Below are 15,254 nucleotides of genomic sequence, written 5' to 3' on the forward strand. Positions count from 1 at the left end.
CTATGAATGTGCTGGTAGTAGTAGACATGCAGAATGATTTTATTGACGGAGCGCTTGGTACGGAAGAAGCGAAAGCGATTGTCCCTAAGGTAGCCAAGAAGATTGAAGATTTCGATGGAGTGATCCTTTATACCAGGGATACCCATGAAGGAAATTATCTGGATACCCAAGAGGGAAAACAGCTGCCAGTGACGCATTGCATCCGGGGAAGTGAGGGGTGGCAGCTTGCGCCTCAGATCCAGAAAACGGCAGAAGAGGATCGGATTATTGATAAACCTTCTTTTGGAAGTGTGGATCTATGTTATACGATCAATGAAGAACTGTTGGATGAGGAAGCGATGGCGAGAGGAGAAGTGGTGGATTCCGTCACTTTAGTAGGGCTGTGTACAGACATCTGTGTAATCTCCAACGCAATCCTTCTTAAGGCGTTTCTGCCGGAGGTTCCGGTCATCGTGGATGCCGCCTGCTGCGCGGGGGTAACGCCCCAAAGCCATAGGAATGCTTTGGAGGCTATGAAGATGTGCCAGATTCAGATAGAGAATGAGTAAGCGAAAGAAAAGAAGGCGTACCCATGAGCGGTGCGCCTCCTTTTTTTCTTTCTGCGATATCTTTTCTATGTATGCGTTTATTCGTAAGATTTTATGCGGTTTTCTCCGTTTTTCCTTCCTTCTTGGACTCGCCGCCCGCCAAATATCTGTCGGTCTTGCCGCTGTCGGCTTTGGTTCTGTCAGTCTCATGCGCGGAATCGGCTTTTTGCTGTGCCTTCAGATTCTTATTGGCGGTAGAAAGCATTAATTTCAAGCGGTTCAGCTGGTTGACTTCGCTGGCGCCCGGATCAAAGTCTATGGCTACGATATTAGACTCAGGGTAGAGCCTGCGCAGCTCCTTGATCACGCCTTTTCCTACCACATGGTTGGGCAGACATGCAAAAGGCTGGGTACAAACAATATTGGGAGCGCCGCTGTGGATCAGTTCCAGCATTTCCCCGGTCAAAAACCATCCTTCACCCGTCTGGTTGCCCAGAGAAACGATGTCGGAAGCTATTCGGCCCAATTCCCGGATATCCGCCGGCGGGTCGAAATGACGGCTGGCTTTGAACGCCTTTGTGGCGGGAGCCCGGAACCATTCAACGGCCTTGATGCCCAAATTGCCGATAAAAGCTTTGGATTTCTTCATTCCCAGGTGGGAGACTTTAAAGTTCTGATTGTAGAAGCAATAGAGCAGGAAATCCAGAAGATCCGGCACTACAGCTTCCGCCCCTTCGCTTTCCAGCAGTTCTACCAGATAGTTATTGGCGGCGGGCAGGAATTTGACCAAAATCTCTCCTACTACGCCTACCCTTGGTTTCTTCACATCCAACAGTTCAATGTTATTGTCAAAATCAGCGATAATGTCCTGGCAGATCTTCTTGAATCTGCGCCTGGAGGGATGGGGAGAAGCGACAAATTCCTTGCATACCTTCTTCCATTTCTCGTGCATGGCGTTGACGGAACCAGGAACTGCTTCATAAGGACGCAGACGGTAAACGCACTTCATGAAAATATCTCCGAATACCGCCGCGTACAGTCCGCGCAAGACGAGAGACGGAGTGATCTTAAAGCCCGGATTGCCTTCCAGTCCGCTCAAGTTGATGGAGATGACTGGAATATGTCCATAGCCGGCTTTCTTCAAAGCCCGGCGGATGAATCCTATGTAGTTGGAAGCCCGGCAGCCGCCGCCAGTCTGGCTGATGATAACGGCAATCTTGTCGGTGTCGTATTTCCCGGACAGGATAGCCTCCATGATCTGGCCGACTACCATAAGGGAAGGATAGCAGGCGTCATTATTTACATATTTCAATCCTACATCTACGGCCTGCTTATTGTCATTCGGCAGTACCTCCACATGATAGCCGGAAGCGTTGAAAGCAGGCTCTAAAAGCTCGAAATGGATCGGCGACATCTGGGGACATAGGATCGTATATTCCCTGCGCATCTCTTTGGTAAAAGGCACCTTTGTGATGGCGGAAGAGTGGATCTCTCTCTTTTCCTTGCGCTGGTCCCTGACACGGATGGCGGCCAGAAGAGAGCGTACCCGAATCCTGGCGGCGCCCAGGTTGTTTACCTCATCGATCTTCAGGGAGGTGTAGATCTTGTCTGAGTTATTCAAAATCTCAGCCACCTGATCTGTAGTAACGGCGTCCAGTCCACAGCCAAAGGAATTGAGCTGGATCAGATCTAGATTTTCCCTGGTTTTCACAAAGTTAGCGGCGGCATAAAGCCGGGAATGGTACATCCACTGGTCCATGACGTTTAGCGGCCGCTCTACCGGATGGAGGTGAGAGATGGAATCCTCTGTCAAGACCGCTACGTTGTAGGAGTTGACCAGTTCCGGGAGCCCATGGTTGACCTCCGGGTCGATGTGATAGGGACGTCCGGCCAGGACGATTCCCCGGTTGCCGGTCTCATCCAGATATTTCAGTGTTTCTTCCCCTTTCGTCCGCATATCCTGGCGGCAGGATTCCAATTCTGCCCAGGCATCGTGGACCGCGGCCTTGATCTCGCCGGCGGAAAGAGAGAACTTCTGGGAAAGTTCTTCCACTAACCGGTAGGCGATGGTCTCCTCGCTGGCGAAAGAAAGGAACGGATGGATGAAATCCACCTCTCCATTGACGATGGCGTCAATGTTGTTCTTAATGTTCTCCGGGTAGGAGGTGACGATCGGGCAGTTGTAGTGGTTGTTCGCATCCGCGAATTCATTCCTCTCGTAAGGAATACTTGGATAGAAAATATGCTTGACGCCCTGGTCGATCAGCCACTGGACATGTCCGTGAGCCAGCTTCGCCGGATAACACTCAGATTCACTGGGGATGGACTCTATGCCAAGCTCGTAGATCTTCCTTGTGGAAGCCGGAGAAAGGACCACAGAGAATCCAAGCTTTGTGAAGAAGGTAAACCAGAAAGGATAGTTCTCATACATGTTCAGAACACGGGGAAGCCCGATGGCTCCTCTGGCGGCTTCTTCTTCAGTCAAAGGCGTGTAGTCAAAATACCGTTTTAGTTTATACGCAAACAGGTTCGGCAGTTTATTTTCGGTCTTTTCTTTGCCAAGGCCCCGTTCGCAGCGGTTGCCGGTGATAAAACGACGCCCGCCGCTGAAATGATTGATGGTCAGACGGCAGTTGTTGGTACACCCTTTACATTTGGTCATGGTGGTAGAGTACTCTAAGGCTTCGATATCTTCAATGGAAAGCATGGTGGTGCCTTCGCATTCTGTATACCGCTCCCTTGCGATCAAAGCGGCGCCAAAAGCCCCCATGATACCGGCGATATCCGGTCGGATAGCCTGGCAGTCAGCGATTTTTTCAAAGCTTCGGAGAACCGCGTTGTTGTAGAAGGTCCCTCCCTGGACAACAATATGCCGGCCAAGTTCAGAGGCGTCTGATACTTTGATGACCTTAAACAAGGCGTTTTTAATGACAGAGTAGGCAAGCCCGGCGGAAATGTCCGCCACAGACGCTCCCTCTTTCTGCGCCTGTTTCACCTTGGAATTCATAAATACGGTACAGCGGGTCCCCAGGTCAATAGGATTCCCGGCAAACAGCGCTTCATGGGCAAAGTCCTCTACTGAATAATTCAGGGACTTAGCGAAAGTCTCGATAAAAGAACCGCAGCCGGAAGAGCAGGCCTCGTTGAGCTGGACACTGTCTACCGTATGATTTTTGATCTTGATGCATTTCATATCCTGGCCGCCGATATCCAGGATGCAGTCCACGTCCGGGTCAAAGAAGGACGCGGCGTAATAGTGGGCGATCGTCTCTACTTCTCCTTCATCCAGAAGCAGGGCGGCCTTGATAAGAGCCTCACCGTATCCGGTGGAGCAGGAATGAACGATCTCCACATCCTCAGGCAGTCTGCTGTATATGTCTTTGATGGCGGAAATAGTGGTGCCCAGCGGATCTCCTTCGTTATTTTGATAGAAGGAGTACAGCAGGGTGCCGTCTTCGCCTACCAGAGCGGCTTTGGTGGTGGTAGAACCGGCATCGATCCCCAGAAATGCTTTTCCCTTATAGGTGGCAAGATCCTTGATCGGAACCTGATGCTGGTCATGTCTTTCTTTGAATTCCTGATATTCCGCCTCGCTGGCGAAAAGAGGTTCCATACGGTCCACTTCAAATTCCATTTTGATCCGCCCTTCCAGACGCTGCTGCATCTCCTGAAGAGCCACATCCAGAGTTTTCTCGGAATTTAAAGCAGAACCAATGGCCGCAAACAAATGGGAATGATTGGGAGCAATGGTATGCTCGTCGTCTAATTTCAGAGTGCGGACAAAGGCCTCGCGAAGCTCGGAAAGGAAATGAAGAGGTCCTCCCAAAAACGCCACATGGCCCCGAATCGGCTTCCCGCAGGCCAGACCGCTGATGGTCTGGTTGACAACTGCCTGGAAGATGGAGGCGGCCAAGTCTTCTTTGGCGGCTCCATCGTTGATCAGGGGCTGGATGTCAGATTTGGCGAACACGCCGCAGCGGGCGGCGATAGAATAAAGGGCCTTATAATTCTTGGCATATTCGTTCAGACCAGAAGCATCGGTCTGGAGCAGAGAGGCCATCTGATCGATGAAAGAACCGGTTCCTCCGGCGCACACGCCGTTCATCCGCTGTTCTACATTGCCGCCTTCAAAGTAGATGATCTTGGCATCTTCGCCTCCAAGCTCAATGGCAACATCAGTCTGAGGCGCGTAATCCTGGAGGGCGGTGGATACGGCAATGACCTCCTGCACGAAAGGAACGCCTAAGTGTTTGGCCAAGGTAAGGCCTCCCGAACCGGTAATGACCGGAGATACATGGATCGCGCCTAATTTATAGATTGCCCGGCCAAGAAGGTCGGACAAAGTTTCCTGGATATTGGCAAAATGTCTTTCATAATCGGAAAACACCACCTCGTTTTCATTATCTAAAATGGCGATTTTAACCGTGGTGGAGCCAATATCAATTCCCAGGGTATATAGTTCTTTTTGAATCATAACTGAAACTCCTTATACAATAAATCTATGAATCTCTTCTTATTAAATGTATGCCGCGTTTTTGCAACACGTAACATTATACGACAAAAAAAAAGAAATGACAATTCACAAAATATAAAAAAGCATAAAGAAATTGTTAAGATGGCTGAGAAGAAAAAAGGAGCGGCTGAATTGACAAACATAGCCTGAAACGGTAGAATGACTACAGTGCTACATTACAAAAAATCAGGGAGTGAATCTATGAACTGGCTAAGTAAACTGGAACGTAAATTTGGCAGATACGCCATACCCAATCTGATGACCTATATTGTGATCTTATACGGAGTCGGATTTGTCTTGGATATGATCAATCCGACGTTTTATTCGGCTTATCTCAGCCTGGATGCCCAGGCGATCCTGCATGGACAGATCTGGCGGATCGTTACCTTTATCATCCAGCCGCCTTCCGGCAATCTGATCTGGCTTCTGCTGGCTTTATACCTCTATTATTTCATTGGAAAACAGCTGGAAATGGCCTGGGGTGCCTTTCGGTTCAACCTGTATTTATTCGCGGGGATTATATTCCATGCTCTTGCGGCGATCCTGGCTTATCTTGTGACGGGAGTGAGCCTCCATCTGGGGACCACGTACCTGAATATGTCGCTGTTCCTGGTGTTCGCGGCCCTGTATCCAGACGTGCAGTTTTTGCTGTATTTCTTTATCCCTGTGAAGGCGAAATGGCTGGCCTGGCTGGATGTGATCTTTTTCCTCTATGGGATCCTGCAGGCGTTTCTGCCGGCCTACGGAGGAGGCGTATACGGCGCCTACTATCAGGCGAATGCTCTTGCGGCCGCGGTTTCTCTGCTGAACTTTGTGATCTTTTTCTTCGGGTCCAGGACAGGGAAGGCTTATTCGCCCAAACAGATGCGGCGTAAAAGAGAATTTCAGAAGAATGTCCAAAGGGCGTCCCGCCCCGTTAATTCATATCCTAATGGGGCGAAACATCGCTGCGCCGTATGCGGGAGGACGGAATTGGATGATCCAAATCTGGAATTCAGGTATTGCTCGAAATGCAATGGAAATTATGAATATTGTCAAGATCATTTGTTTACACATACACATGTAAAGTGAGAGGAGAAAAAATGAAGAAAACAAAAATTGTATGTACTATGGGACCAAGAAGTGACGACGAAGATATCATGAGGGCGCTGGTCAGGGAAGGAATGGACGTGGCCCGGTTCAACTTCTCCCATGGAGACCATGAGGAACAAAAAAACCGTATGGATATGCTGAAACGGATCCGGGAGGAAGAAAAGAAACCCATCGCGATCCTTTTGGACACGAAAGGGCCGGAGATCCGTACGGGAGTGCTGAAAGATGGGAAAAAAGTCAATCTGCAGACAGGAGATGAATTTGTCCTGACCACTCAGAAGATCGAAGGAGACGAGAAGAAAGTTTCAATCACCTATGAGGGGCTGGTAGAGGATGTCCAAGTGGGAACCATTATCCTGGTGGACGATGGACTGATCGGCCTTAAAGTAAAAGCGAAATGGGAGGATGAGATCGTCTGCCAGGTAGTCAACGGAGGGGAACTTGGGGAGCGCAAAGGCGTCAACGTGCCCAATGTTCCGGTGCGGCTTCCGGCGATCACGGAAAAAGACCGGGAAGACCTGCGGTTTGGCGTAGAACAGGGAATTGATTTTATTGCGGCTTCCTTTGTAAGAAACGCAGAATGTATCCTGGAGATCAAAGCGTTCTTAAAAGAGTGCGGGGCCCCCTATATACCGATCATTGCCAAGATTGAGAACGCGGAGGGGATCAAGAACATCGATGAGATCATCCGCTGCGCGGACGGAATCATGGTTGCCAGAGGCGATCTGGGGGTAGAGATTCCGGCGGAGGAAGTTCCCTATCTTCAGAAAATGATCATCCAGCGCTGCAATGATAATTATAAACCGGTGATCACGGCCACCCAGATGCTGGATTCTATGATCCGCAATCCTCGTCCTACCCGCGCGGAGGTGACAGATGTGGCCAACGCGGTATATGACGGAACGGATGCAGTCATGCTTTCCGGCGAGACCGCTCAGGGGAAATATCCGGTGGAGGCGCTGCAGATGATGGTCCACATTGTGGAAAATACAGAAAAGCATTTGGATTATGATCTCATCCTGAAACAGGCAGAGGAACATCGGATGAAGAGCGTATCCAGCGCGCTGGCCCATGCCACAGTGTCCACTGCCGGCAATCTGCGGGCGAAATGTATCATTGCGCCTTCTATGTCAGGGGCTACGGCAAGAGTTGTATCGAAATTCAAACCAAAGACGGAGATCATCGGCGTCAGCCCCAATGAAAGGACGCTGCGCAGGATGCAGATCTATTGGGGCGTGCGGCCGCTGAAATCTGTACAGGTATATACAACGGAAGATATCTGCAACAGCGCAATCGAATTGGTCTGCGCGAAACAACTGGCAGAAGCCGGAGACGTTGTAGTGCTGACAGCGGGAATCCCTTCGCCGCATGTAAGCGGACAGGGATCAGGCTTCAGCAATATGATGCGGATTGCCGTGGTGGATTGATCTTTTCCCGCCTGATGTATTGACAGAAAGAATTGGTTGATTTATAGTGTTTCTGTAAAGAACTACTAACAGAGCGAAAGAGGACTGTAAAATGGAAAGCAACGCATTCGCGGAACGATTAACAGAATTCGGGCTGACCCGCCAGGAGGCATGCATCTACCAATGTCTTCTCACGGAAGGGAAGACCACAGGTTATGAAGTGGCAAAGCAGATCGGCATCTCCAGATCTAACGCCTATGGCTCTTTGGCCAGCATGACGGAGAAGGGAGCGGCTTATCTGGTGGAAGAAGGCAGCACGAGGAAATATGTTCCCGTGCCGCTGGAAGAATTCTGCCGCAACTGTATCCGCGGCCTGGAGAATTCCAGGGGGTGGCTTCTGAAGCATAAACCTACAGAGAAAGCCCATGTAGAAGGATATATTACGATCGAGGGAGACGCGAATATCCTGAACAAAGCCAAAAACCTTCTGGGAAAGGTAGAAGAGAGGGCCTACATTTCCTGTACCAGGAATTACCTTCTCCTTCTGGTGGAAGAGTTGGAAAAACTGACAGACGCCAGAAAAAAAGTGGTGATCGTAACGGACCAGCCGGTTAGTTTTAAGAATACCCGCGTATACGTGGGAGGACCCAGGGGAAGAGAAATTGGGATCATTACAGATTCCAAATATGTGCTGACGGGAGAATATGGGGAGGGAAGCATCAACACCTGCCTGTATTCCGGACAGAAGAATTTTGTAGAACTCTATAAGCGAGCTCTGGCCAATGAGATAAAACTTTTAGCAATACAGGAGGAAGACAAACGACCATGAAAAAAGAGCCATTTGTTACCAAGACACGGTTAGAAGAAATTGTTAAAGAATACCCGACGCCGTTCCATCTCTATGATGAGAAAGGGATCCGCAGGAATATGGAAGCTCTGAGGGATGCTTTCGCGTGGAATCCGGGATATAAGGAATATTTTGCGGTAAAGGCAACGCCCAATCCGTTTTTGATCAATATTTTGCGGGAATATGGCTGCGGCTGTGACTGTTCTTCCTATACAGAGCTTATGCTTTCTGAAGCGATCGGGGCGGTAGGGGAAGACATCATGTTTTCCTCCAATGATACGCCGGCGGAAGAATTTGTCTATGCGGATAAACTGGGCGCGATCATTAACCTGGATGATATCACCCATATTGACTTCCTGGAGAAAGCTATAGGAAAGATCCCGGAGACTATCAGCTGTCGATTCAATCCGGGCGGTCTTTTTAAGATCAGCAATGACATTATGGACAATCCGGGAGACGCCAAATACGGAATGACGAAAGAGCAGCTTTTTGAAGCCTTCAAGATCTTGAAGCAGAAAGGGGCCAAAGAGTTTGGCATACACGCGTTCCTGGCCAGCAACACAGTGACCAATGAATACTATCCTATGCTGGCGAAGATTTTATTTGAGGTAGCGGTAGAACTCCAAAAGGAGACGGGAGCTCATATCAAATTCATCAACTTATCTGGCGGTATCGGGATTCCTTACCGGCCGGATCAGGAACCAAATGATATCCGCATTATTGGAAATGGTGTGCGCAGAGTTTATGAGGAAGTTCTGGAGCCGGCGGGAATGGGAGATGTAGCTCTCTATACGGAGCTGGGACGGTTTATGCTGGGACCATACGGCTGTCTGGTGACCAGAGCGATCCATGAAAAGCATACATACAAGGAGTATGTGGGTGTGGACGCGTGCGCGGTAAACTTGATGCGTCCGGCTATGTATGGAGCTTATCATCATATCACTGTTATGGGAAAAGAAAATCTCCCCTGCGACCACAAGTATGATATCACAGGTTCTCTTTGTGAGAATAACGATAAGTTTGCCATCGACCGAATGCTGCCAAAGATTGAAAAAGGCGATCTTTTGGTGATTCATGACACAGGGGCCCATGGATTCTCTATGGGATATAATTATAATGGGAAATTAAGATCTGCCGAAGTGCTTCTGAGGGAGGACGGGAACACGGAGCTGATCCGCAGAGCAGAGACGCCGGCAGATTATTTTGCCACCTTTGATTGCTTTGAGATTGGGAAAAAACTGATCGACTAAGAAATAAAAAATATAAAAATGAGGAGGGAAAAGAAATGAAACGGATGAAATGTGGAATCCTTGCGCTGTTAGCGGCGGTTTCTATGGCGGTATTGACCGGATGCGGAGGAGGCATGACGGCTGACGACGCGAAGGAATATGCTCAGGCAGTGCTGGATGCAAGCTACAAAGGTGAGTTTGATTCGTACATGGAACTGACGGATTCTACGGAGGAAGAAGCCAGAGAAATGTATGAGGGAAATGTTGACACCACCATGGAAGTGGTGGGCTTTGAAGAGCTGGGAGTCTCAGAAGAGATGCAGGCGAACTACCGTCAGCTGTTTTTAGACATGGCAAAACAGGCGAAATATAGTCTGGGAGATGTAAGTGAGATCGAGAACGGCTATGAGATCGAAGTGACGGTAGAACCCTTTACTGGCATGAGCAACCTGGAAACAGAGCTGACCGATGCTTTGATGGCGGATTTGGCTTCTGTCACGGAGATCCCATCGGAGGAAGAACTTAATGAGATGACGATGCAGAAAATGTACGACCTGCTGAGCGAAAAAGTAGCGAACCCGGAATACGGAGAGGCCCAGACGATGACGCTGCGTGTAACGGCTGATTCTGACAATGTGTATTCAATACCGGAGGAAGATACCACTGCTTTGGACAGCGCTATGTTCCCGTCTGCATAGGAAATAGAAGTTCTCTCAAAAAAATGTTGTAATTGCAGAAAGTTTGTGATACAATAAATCTCGGCTTGAAAAAGCTGGGATTTGCGGATGTGGCGGAATGGCAGACGCACAAGACTCAAAATCCAATGCGCTCGGCTGATAGGTAACTTTTAAATTCCTTGATTTTTCAAGGTTTGTGACAACTTAATGACTTGCTTCGTTTTCAATATCCCTCCTGCATATCCCTCCAAAATCGGAAAGGATATACAAGAAATAAGGGATTTGAAATATAAGCCGCTGTGGTGGAATTGGCAGACACACCTGACTCAAAATCAGACGGAGAATATCCGTGCCGGTTCGAGTCCGGCCAGCGGCACCAGCAAATTCAGCTCTTTAGCCTTTGGCTAGAGAGCTTTTTTTCTTGTCAAAAGTTCTAACCTACTGCCTTTTCAATTTCCGCTGCCGTCTGTGACGGGAACACGGATAATATGGCATTGGCAGATGAAACCTTGCTGCTGTAGTCTAAATGCGTATAGATATTAGATGTTGTAGAAATGTCACTGTGTCCGAGCCATTCCTGTATCTGCTTCAAGCTCACGCCATTTGCATATAGAAGACTGGCACAGCTATGCCTCAAATCGTGAAAGCGGATTTTCCGCAGATTATGTTTTTTCAGCAACAAGGGAAAATGTTGTGTCAGATAACCGGGTTTTATTCTTTCCCCGATTTCATTAACATAGATAAAATCCAGATAATCCGTGCAATAACAGTCACCACACAATCGCCGGTTCTGTTTCTGTTCCCGATACATCTTGATAAGTAAATCTTCAAACGGCTTAACAAGCGGCAGCGTGCGGCGGCTGGTCTTTGACTTTGTCCGCTCTTTCTCAATAAGCACATTGCCACGCCCGTCATTCAGATTGACTTCTGTTACAGTGTATTTGATTGTGATAGTTTTACGCTCAAAATCAATCGCACTCCATTTCAGACCTATTACTTCACTCCGGCGCAGACCATAGAAAGCAGCGAGGATAATCGCCAGTTCCATAGGGTCGCCTTTAGAAACTTTGAACAAAGTGTCAAGTTCTTCTTTATTATAGTAGGAAGCTACAAATTTGTTCTTCTTTGGTCTTTCCACACGGTCTGCCGGGTTTGATTTGATGAGTCCAATCTGAAAAGCATATTGCAGAGCCTTTCTGATATTGGCATGGCGGTGAATAACAGTATTAGCAGACAGCCCCTTATCCAATTCTGACTGATAGTAGTCTTGAATGTATTTAGGGTTTTCCTCAATCTCTGTCAAAGTATATCGTTTCTCTAAAAAGTAGGGAACAATACGCTTTTTCACAGAGCATGTGTAAGAAGCCATTGTTGTTTCTTCTACACACTGTTTCATCATTTCCAGCCATTCCAGCATAAAATCCGTAAACAAGATAGATACCTCGTTTGTCGCCGGATTGATACTGTCTGCCGGATTGTCCTCGATCCAGCCAAGCGTGACCGCATAATCAAGAGAAATTTTGATAATCTCATGTAGCTGTAAGATTACCACCTTTGAAGCGTGATGTTCTGTCCTCTCATAATTGTAATAGTTCTCAATGTCCGTAGTCCTCAAATCACAGATACGAATTGTCTTTTTTTGAAAATACGGTGTGAGATACATTCTCACATTGTAAGAGTACAGGGCATATGTTTCTGCTTCTAAGGTCTTAAGGTTGAGATGGTCTTTCAGCCATTTGTCGAGGGACTTGTCAAACGGGAGTTCTTTATCCGTCATAGCGTCCTCTGGTGTGAAATTCTTTCTCGTTTCCAAAAGCATAGCTTCCGCACGCTTCTGATTTCCCTTTACGGGAAGTCCTGTACTGATTGATTTTGTACGCCTTTTTCCAGTGCTGTCCTTATAGCTTAAAATCATCTGGAAATATCCGTTTTGTTTTCGTAAATGTCCTGCTACCATGTTTGTCCTCCTAATAGCAGCAGCCATTCACCTATCACTGACCATGTCAAGTATAACAGGTTCTATGGCTGCTGACAACAAGCGACGCAGTAAACCTCTACAGCATTTCCATGTACCGCAGGATATTGAGCTTTGGTATCTTATAGGTTCTTCCGACCCTAAAATGTAGGATTTTATTTTCCCTCAATAATATGTAGGCTGTTTTCATACTGATACCGAGCATTTTGCTCATTTGCTCTACGGTCACTACGTCTGGATAATCCTTGAACATTACACGGTAGGTATCATTTGTCATATATTCTTTATCCATTACAACACCTCCGGGGCAAGATACAGACAGATAATCAGACAGCCTAGCGGCTCACGGGAGTCTCACCCCTGCATACACGGTGCAGCCATACCCTTTGCGTGCGACGCTTCTAACGCTCAAACTAAGGCTATACGGGAGTATCATTGTAGGATATATGAGTCATGGCACACGACCATTCCACAAGTCGCTTGCAGATCACAGATATGAACCGCTCGCTCATGTGTATGAGGTCATGGCGTATCTGTCTACAGGCTCGTCATATATCTAAAGTATCTGATTACCTTATTCACTTTTCAAAGAGCAAGATTAGGAGCTGGAATGAGGTGGTACACGCTCCTGTAGGCGGTTATTTCACTTTGACTTCAAAACCAAGAATTGCTTCAATCAGCGCAGCCCTTATTCTGCCTTTCAGTTCCATATCGACCACAATATACATGTTGCCGTGTTCGTCATAGAACGGGCGCAGGCTTGCTTTTGATATGTAAGCGTCATAGTGGTTCAAAATCTTTTCAATCGCCGTTTCGTCGCCGTCTGCCGCAGAGCAGATGGTTGAGAACAACGGACACTTTTTTACAGACTTCATATGTTTTAATCCTCCTCGTACATATCCTTAATGAGCTTCAATGTGCGTAGTCTGTTGCGGCAAACGGAGTAACGCTCCATTTCCATGACCGCTGCTATTTCAGCGTCGGTCATCTCCAGAAAGTACGACATAAGCAGAATGTTACGCCGTCTTTCTGCTAATTTTTTGATTGCTTCACATAAGCGTTCATCATAGATACGGACTTCATTGCCGAATACGTCAAATGCTGTAAATTCAACCGAGTATTCGTCTACAGCGCCGATATGGTTTATTTCCATCTCGGACAGCTCGCAGAACGGAGTTTCACGTTTTGCACGTCTGCCAAGCTCTCTGTTGTAGTCTTTTACTGTAGTGCCTACAACTTTACGAGCCAGACAGTCAAATTGAAGTCTGATAGCACTCTCGAAAGAAGATGGTTTCATAATCTCACCTCCTTTCTGTCGGAAGTTGCTAAAGCAAAAAGGCTTTTACCCCTTTCCGCACTAACACTCGCCAGAGAAGGTGGAATTTGATACCCGACTTCAAAAACTTTTTCAAAAAGTTTTTGGCAACAAAAAAGCACAAGGACAATACAAGCGTACTGATCTTGTGCTTTGCAGATTATTCCTGCTATATGATGTGAAAAACCACATTCTAGGGTGCTTTGAGCCGCAGGAAGAAGTGAGATTTTTTTGACGGTCTACCAAAGACCAGTGGCGGTCTGATACGAATTTCCATGCGGCTACCTCCTAAAGCCGCTAAAACAAAAACCTTGACCGTCTGGAAAAAAGAAAACGGCGGCTGTAAAACCGTCGTTTAAAAAGGCGCAAAAAAGCCTTGCTGCCAACGGCGGTTTTTTTATTTGCCGCCATGCAGCATATACAGTTGAAAAATGCACCTAATAGGAATTGTAAAGTCCTACAACACGTTTTTCTATACCTGTTGCTAATTCAACAGGAACAGTAAAATGTGGTGAGGTGATTACATATGCGTAAAAAAGAGGATAGATACGATTTCAAAGCAGTAGGACAGTCAATTAAAGAAGCACGCAAAAGACAGGGATTGACCCGTGAACAGGTAGGCGCAGCGATAGAGATTGACCCACGGTATTTAACAAACATTGAAAACAAAGGGGCGCATCCTAGCCTACAGGTGCTATATGACCTTGTCTCCTTGCTTGACGTATCTCTCGACGAACATTTTCTGTCAGCCGGTGAACGCCGGATTAAAAGTACCCGGCGCAGAGCTGTGGAAGCCGGACTTGACGAGCTTACCGATCAAGAGCTTATCATTGTAGAGAGCGTCATTGATGGTATCGTCAAGTCAAAGAAAGTGGAGGAAAATTAAATCCTCCACTTTGAAAAAATAATTTTATTTATTGATAGAATCCCACAATTCTAACGCTCTATCAATAATCGGAAGAATTTCCTCTTTCCGATCTGTCAATAAATTGTTCAAGTGTTCCTTTTGCACATCTGTTAAGTTTTCAGATGTATTGATTACATTACCCTGTTCGTCTATTTCAATATCTCCCGGATATAATGCTAAATATAGTTTTCTGTTCTTATCAATATTTATAGTAATATCCGTATAGCCTTTACGGGCAGTAAGTACAAAATTATCTGTGTCTAATTCATATTTTCCAATGCTTTTAGGTTCTACCAGATAATCAACACCATTTTCTGTTAAGGCATAATATCCTTGATATCTTTCAATAAAATCCTCTGTTATTTCTTTGGTAAATCCGGCATTCTCAACTTCGTCATACATATGGTTATGTTGAACTTTACATACGCCTATATATATACCGGCTATTACCCCAACAGCTAAAAAACACGTTATCAAACCTATAAAGACTTTTTTGTAAATCTTATAGCTGTCAATTTTTTTCACCATGAGCATATCCTCCTTTAGCATTGTGTCAAGTGAAACATTAAATTCGTTGCTGATTTGAACAAGTGTTTGTAAATCGGGATAGCTTTTCTCATTTTCCCAATTAGAAACAGTTTGTCTGGTTACATGGAAGATTTTTGCAAAATCTTCCTGTGTCATATTCCTTTGTTTTCTTATTTCGATAATCTTTGTACCGATATTCATTTGGCGACCTCCTTCTGGTTACATTATTGATTTCACA

At 46.7% G+C, this 15,254-nt stretch carries 12 protein-coding genes, 1 tRNA gene and 2 pseudogenes; 8 read left to right on the top strand and 7 right to left on the bottom strand.

The genetic code is table 11. From position 1 onward, the window contains the following. The first annotated feature begins 2 nt into the window (after window positions 1-2). Window positions 3-548, top strand: coding sequence for a cysteine hydrolase (locus tag FND36_07650; protein ID QDW73920.1), 546 nt, complete (start codon window positions 3-5; stop codon window positions 546-548). Between the two features lie 91 nt (window positions 549-639). Here the strand turns inward: FND36_07650 and FND36_07655 are convergent, their stop codons facing one another. Next, complete coding sequence (locus tag FND36_07655; GenBank protein ID QDW73921.1) at window positions 640-5,001, bottom strand: 2-hydroxyacyl-CoA dehydratase; 4,362 nt, start codon at window positions 4,999-5,001, stop codon at window positions 640-642. Window positions 5,002-5,241: 240 nt separating this feature from the next. On the opposite strand from FND36_07655, the gene FND36_07660 reads away from it, so the two are divergent. The 6 genes from FND36_07660 to FND36_07685 all read left to right on the top strand — a co-directional run bounded on the left by FND36_07660 (window position 5,242) and on the right by FND36_07685 (window position 10,670). Next, the gene (locus FND36_07660; protein QDW73922.1) at window positions 5,242-6,111 is read left to right on the top strand and encodes a hypothetical protein; all 870 of its coding nucleotides are present in this window, start codon (window positions 5,242-5,244) and stop codon (window positions 6,109-6,111) included. Between the two features lie 11 nt (window positions 6,112-6,122). Then, on the top strand, window positions 6,123-7,559 hold the full coding sequence (pyk, locus tag FND36_07665; GenBank protein QDW73923.1) for a pyruvate kinase: 1,437 nt from the start codon (window positions 6,123-6,125) through the stop codon (window positions 7,557-7,559). 91 nt (window positions 7,560-7,650) lie between these two features. Beyond that, window positions 7,651-8,367, top strand: coding sequence for a TrmB family transcriptional regulator (locus FND36_07670; protein ID QDW73924.1), 717 nt, complete (start codon window positions 7,651-7,653; stop codon window positions 8,365-8,367). Then, entirely contained in the window at window positions 8,364-9,635 is a 1,272-nt protein-coding gene (locus FND36_07675) for a diaminopimelate decarboxylase (GenBank protein ID QDW73925.1), read from the top strand. Before FND36_07670 ends, FND36_07675 begins: the two co-directional genes overlap by 4 nt. Window positions 9,636-9,679: 44 nt before the next feature. Continuing rightward, window positions 9,680-10,312 carry a hypothetical protein gene (locus tag FND36_07680; protein ID QDW75574.1) on the top strand — a complete coding sequence of 211 codons (633 nt, stop codon included), beginning with the start codon at window positions 9,680-9,682 and terminating at the stop codon, window positions 10,310-10,312. A 272-nt stretch (window positions 10,313-10,584) separates the two neighbouring features. After that, window positions 10,585-10,670 (top strand) — tRNA-Leu (locus tag FND36_07685). Window positions 10,671-10,724: 54 nt separating this feature from the next. Here the strand turns inward: FND36_07685 and FND36_07690 are convergent. From FND36_07690 to FND36_07710, 5 genes and pseudogenes are all read right to left on the bottom strand, one after another. Next, a complete protein-coding gene (locus FND36_07690) occupies window positions 10,725-12,248 on the bottom strand; it encodes a tyrosine-type recombinase/integrase (protein ID QDW73926.1) in 1,524 nt (507 codons plus the stop codon). Window positions 12,249-12,345: 97 nt separating this feature from the next. Then, complete coding sequence (locus FND36_07695; GenBank protein QDW73927.1) at window positions 12,346-12,558, bottom strand: helix-turn-helix domain-containing protein; 213 nt, start codon at window positions 12,556-12,558, stop codon at window positions 12,346-12,348. Between the two features lie 346 nt (window positions 12,559-12,904). Next, window positions 12,905-13,141 carry a helix-turn-helix domain-containing protein gene (locus FND36_07700; GenBank protein ID QDW73928.1) on the bottom strand — a complete coding sequence of 79 codons (237 nt, stop codon included), beginning with the start codon at window positions 13,139-13,141 and terminating at the stop codon, window positions 12,905-12,907. Between the two features lie 5 nt (window positions 13,142-13,146). After that, window positions 13,147-13,563: a sigma-70 family RNA polymerase sigma factor gene (locus FND36_07705; protein QDW73929.1), complete on the bottom strand. Its 417-nt coding sequence runs from the start codon at window positions 13,561-13,563 to the stop codon at window positions 13,147-13,149. Then, window positions 13,560-13,772, bottom strand: a pseudogene (locus FND36_07710) (conjugal transfer protein). Before FND36_07710 ends, FND36_07705 begins: the two are co-directional and overlap by 4 nt. Window positions 13,773-14,107: 335 nt before the next feature. On the opposite strand from FND36_07710, the gene FND36_07715 reads away from it, so the two are divergent. Then, the gene (locus tag FND36_07715; protein ID QDW73930.1) at window positions 14,108-14,467 is read left to right on the top strand and encodes a helix-turn-helix transcriptional regulator; all 360 of its coding nucleotides are present in this window, start codon (window positions 14,108-14,110) and stop codon (window positions 14,465-14,467) included. 531 nt (window positions 14,468-14,998) lie between these two features. On the opposite strand, the pseudogene FND36_07720 reads toward FND36_07715, so the two are convergent. Next, window positions 14,999-15,217 (bottom strand): annotated as a pseudogene (locus tag FND36_07720) (helix-turn-helix transcriptional regulator). Window positions 15,218-15,254 lie beyond the last annotated feature (37 nt).

The organism is Lachnospiraceae bacterium KGMB03038 (assembly GCA_007361935.1).
GTDB lineage: Bacteria > Bacillota > Clostridia > Lachnospirales > Lachnospiraceae > Massilistercora.

Bases quoted from the DNA above. Each gene is read 5' to 3' on its own strand.
- pyk (QDW73923.1), top strand. From the start codon at position 6,123: ATGAAGAAAACAAAAATTGTATGTACTATGGGACCAAGAAGTGACGAC.
- FND36_07705 (QDW73929.1), bottom strand. From the start codon at position 13,563: ATGAAACCATCTTCTTTCGAGAGTGCTATCAGACTTCAATTTGACTGT.
- FND36_07675 (QDW73925.1), top strand. From the start codon at position 8,364: ATGAAAAAAGAGCCATTTGTTACCAAGACACGGTTAGAAGAAATTGTT.
- FND36_07680 (QDW75574.1), top strand. From the start codon at position 9,680: ATGAAATGTGGAATCCTTGCGCTGTTAGCGGCGGTTTCTATGGCGGTA.
- FND36_07650 (QDW73920.1), top strand. From the start codon at position 3: ATGAATGTGCTGGTAGTAGTAGACATGCAGAATGATTTTATTGACGGA.
- FND36_07715 (QDW73930.1), top strand. From the start codon at position 14,108: ATGCGTAAAAAAGAGGATAGATACGATTTCAAAGCAGTAGGACAGTCA.
- FND36_07660 (QDW73922.1), top strand. From the start codon at position 5,242: ATGAACTGGCTAAGTAAACTGGAACGTAAATTTGGCAGATACGCCATA.
- FND36_07700 (QDW73928.1), bottom strand. From the start codon at position 13,141: ATGAAGTCTGTAAAAAAGTGTCCGTTGTTCTCAACCATCTGCTCTGCG.
- FND36_07670 (QDW73924.1), top strand. From the start codon at position 7,651: ATGGAAAGCAACGCATTCGCGGAACGATTAACAGAATTCGGGCTGACC.
- FND36_07655 (QDW73921.1), bottom strand. From the start codon at position 5,001: ATGATTCAAAAAGAACTATATACCCTGGGAATTGATATTGGCTCCACC.
- FND36_07690 (QDW73926.1), bottom strand. From the start codon at position 12,248: ATGGTAGCAGGACATTTACGAAAACAAAACGGATATTTCCAGATGATT.
- FND36_07695 (QDW73927.1), bottom strand. From the start codon at position 12,558: ATGGATAAAGAATATATGACAAATGATACCTACCGTGTAATGTTCAAG.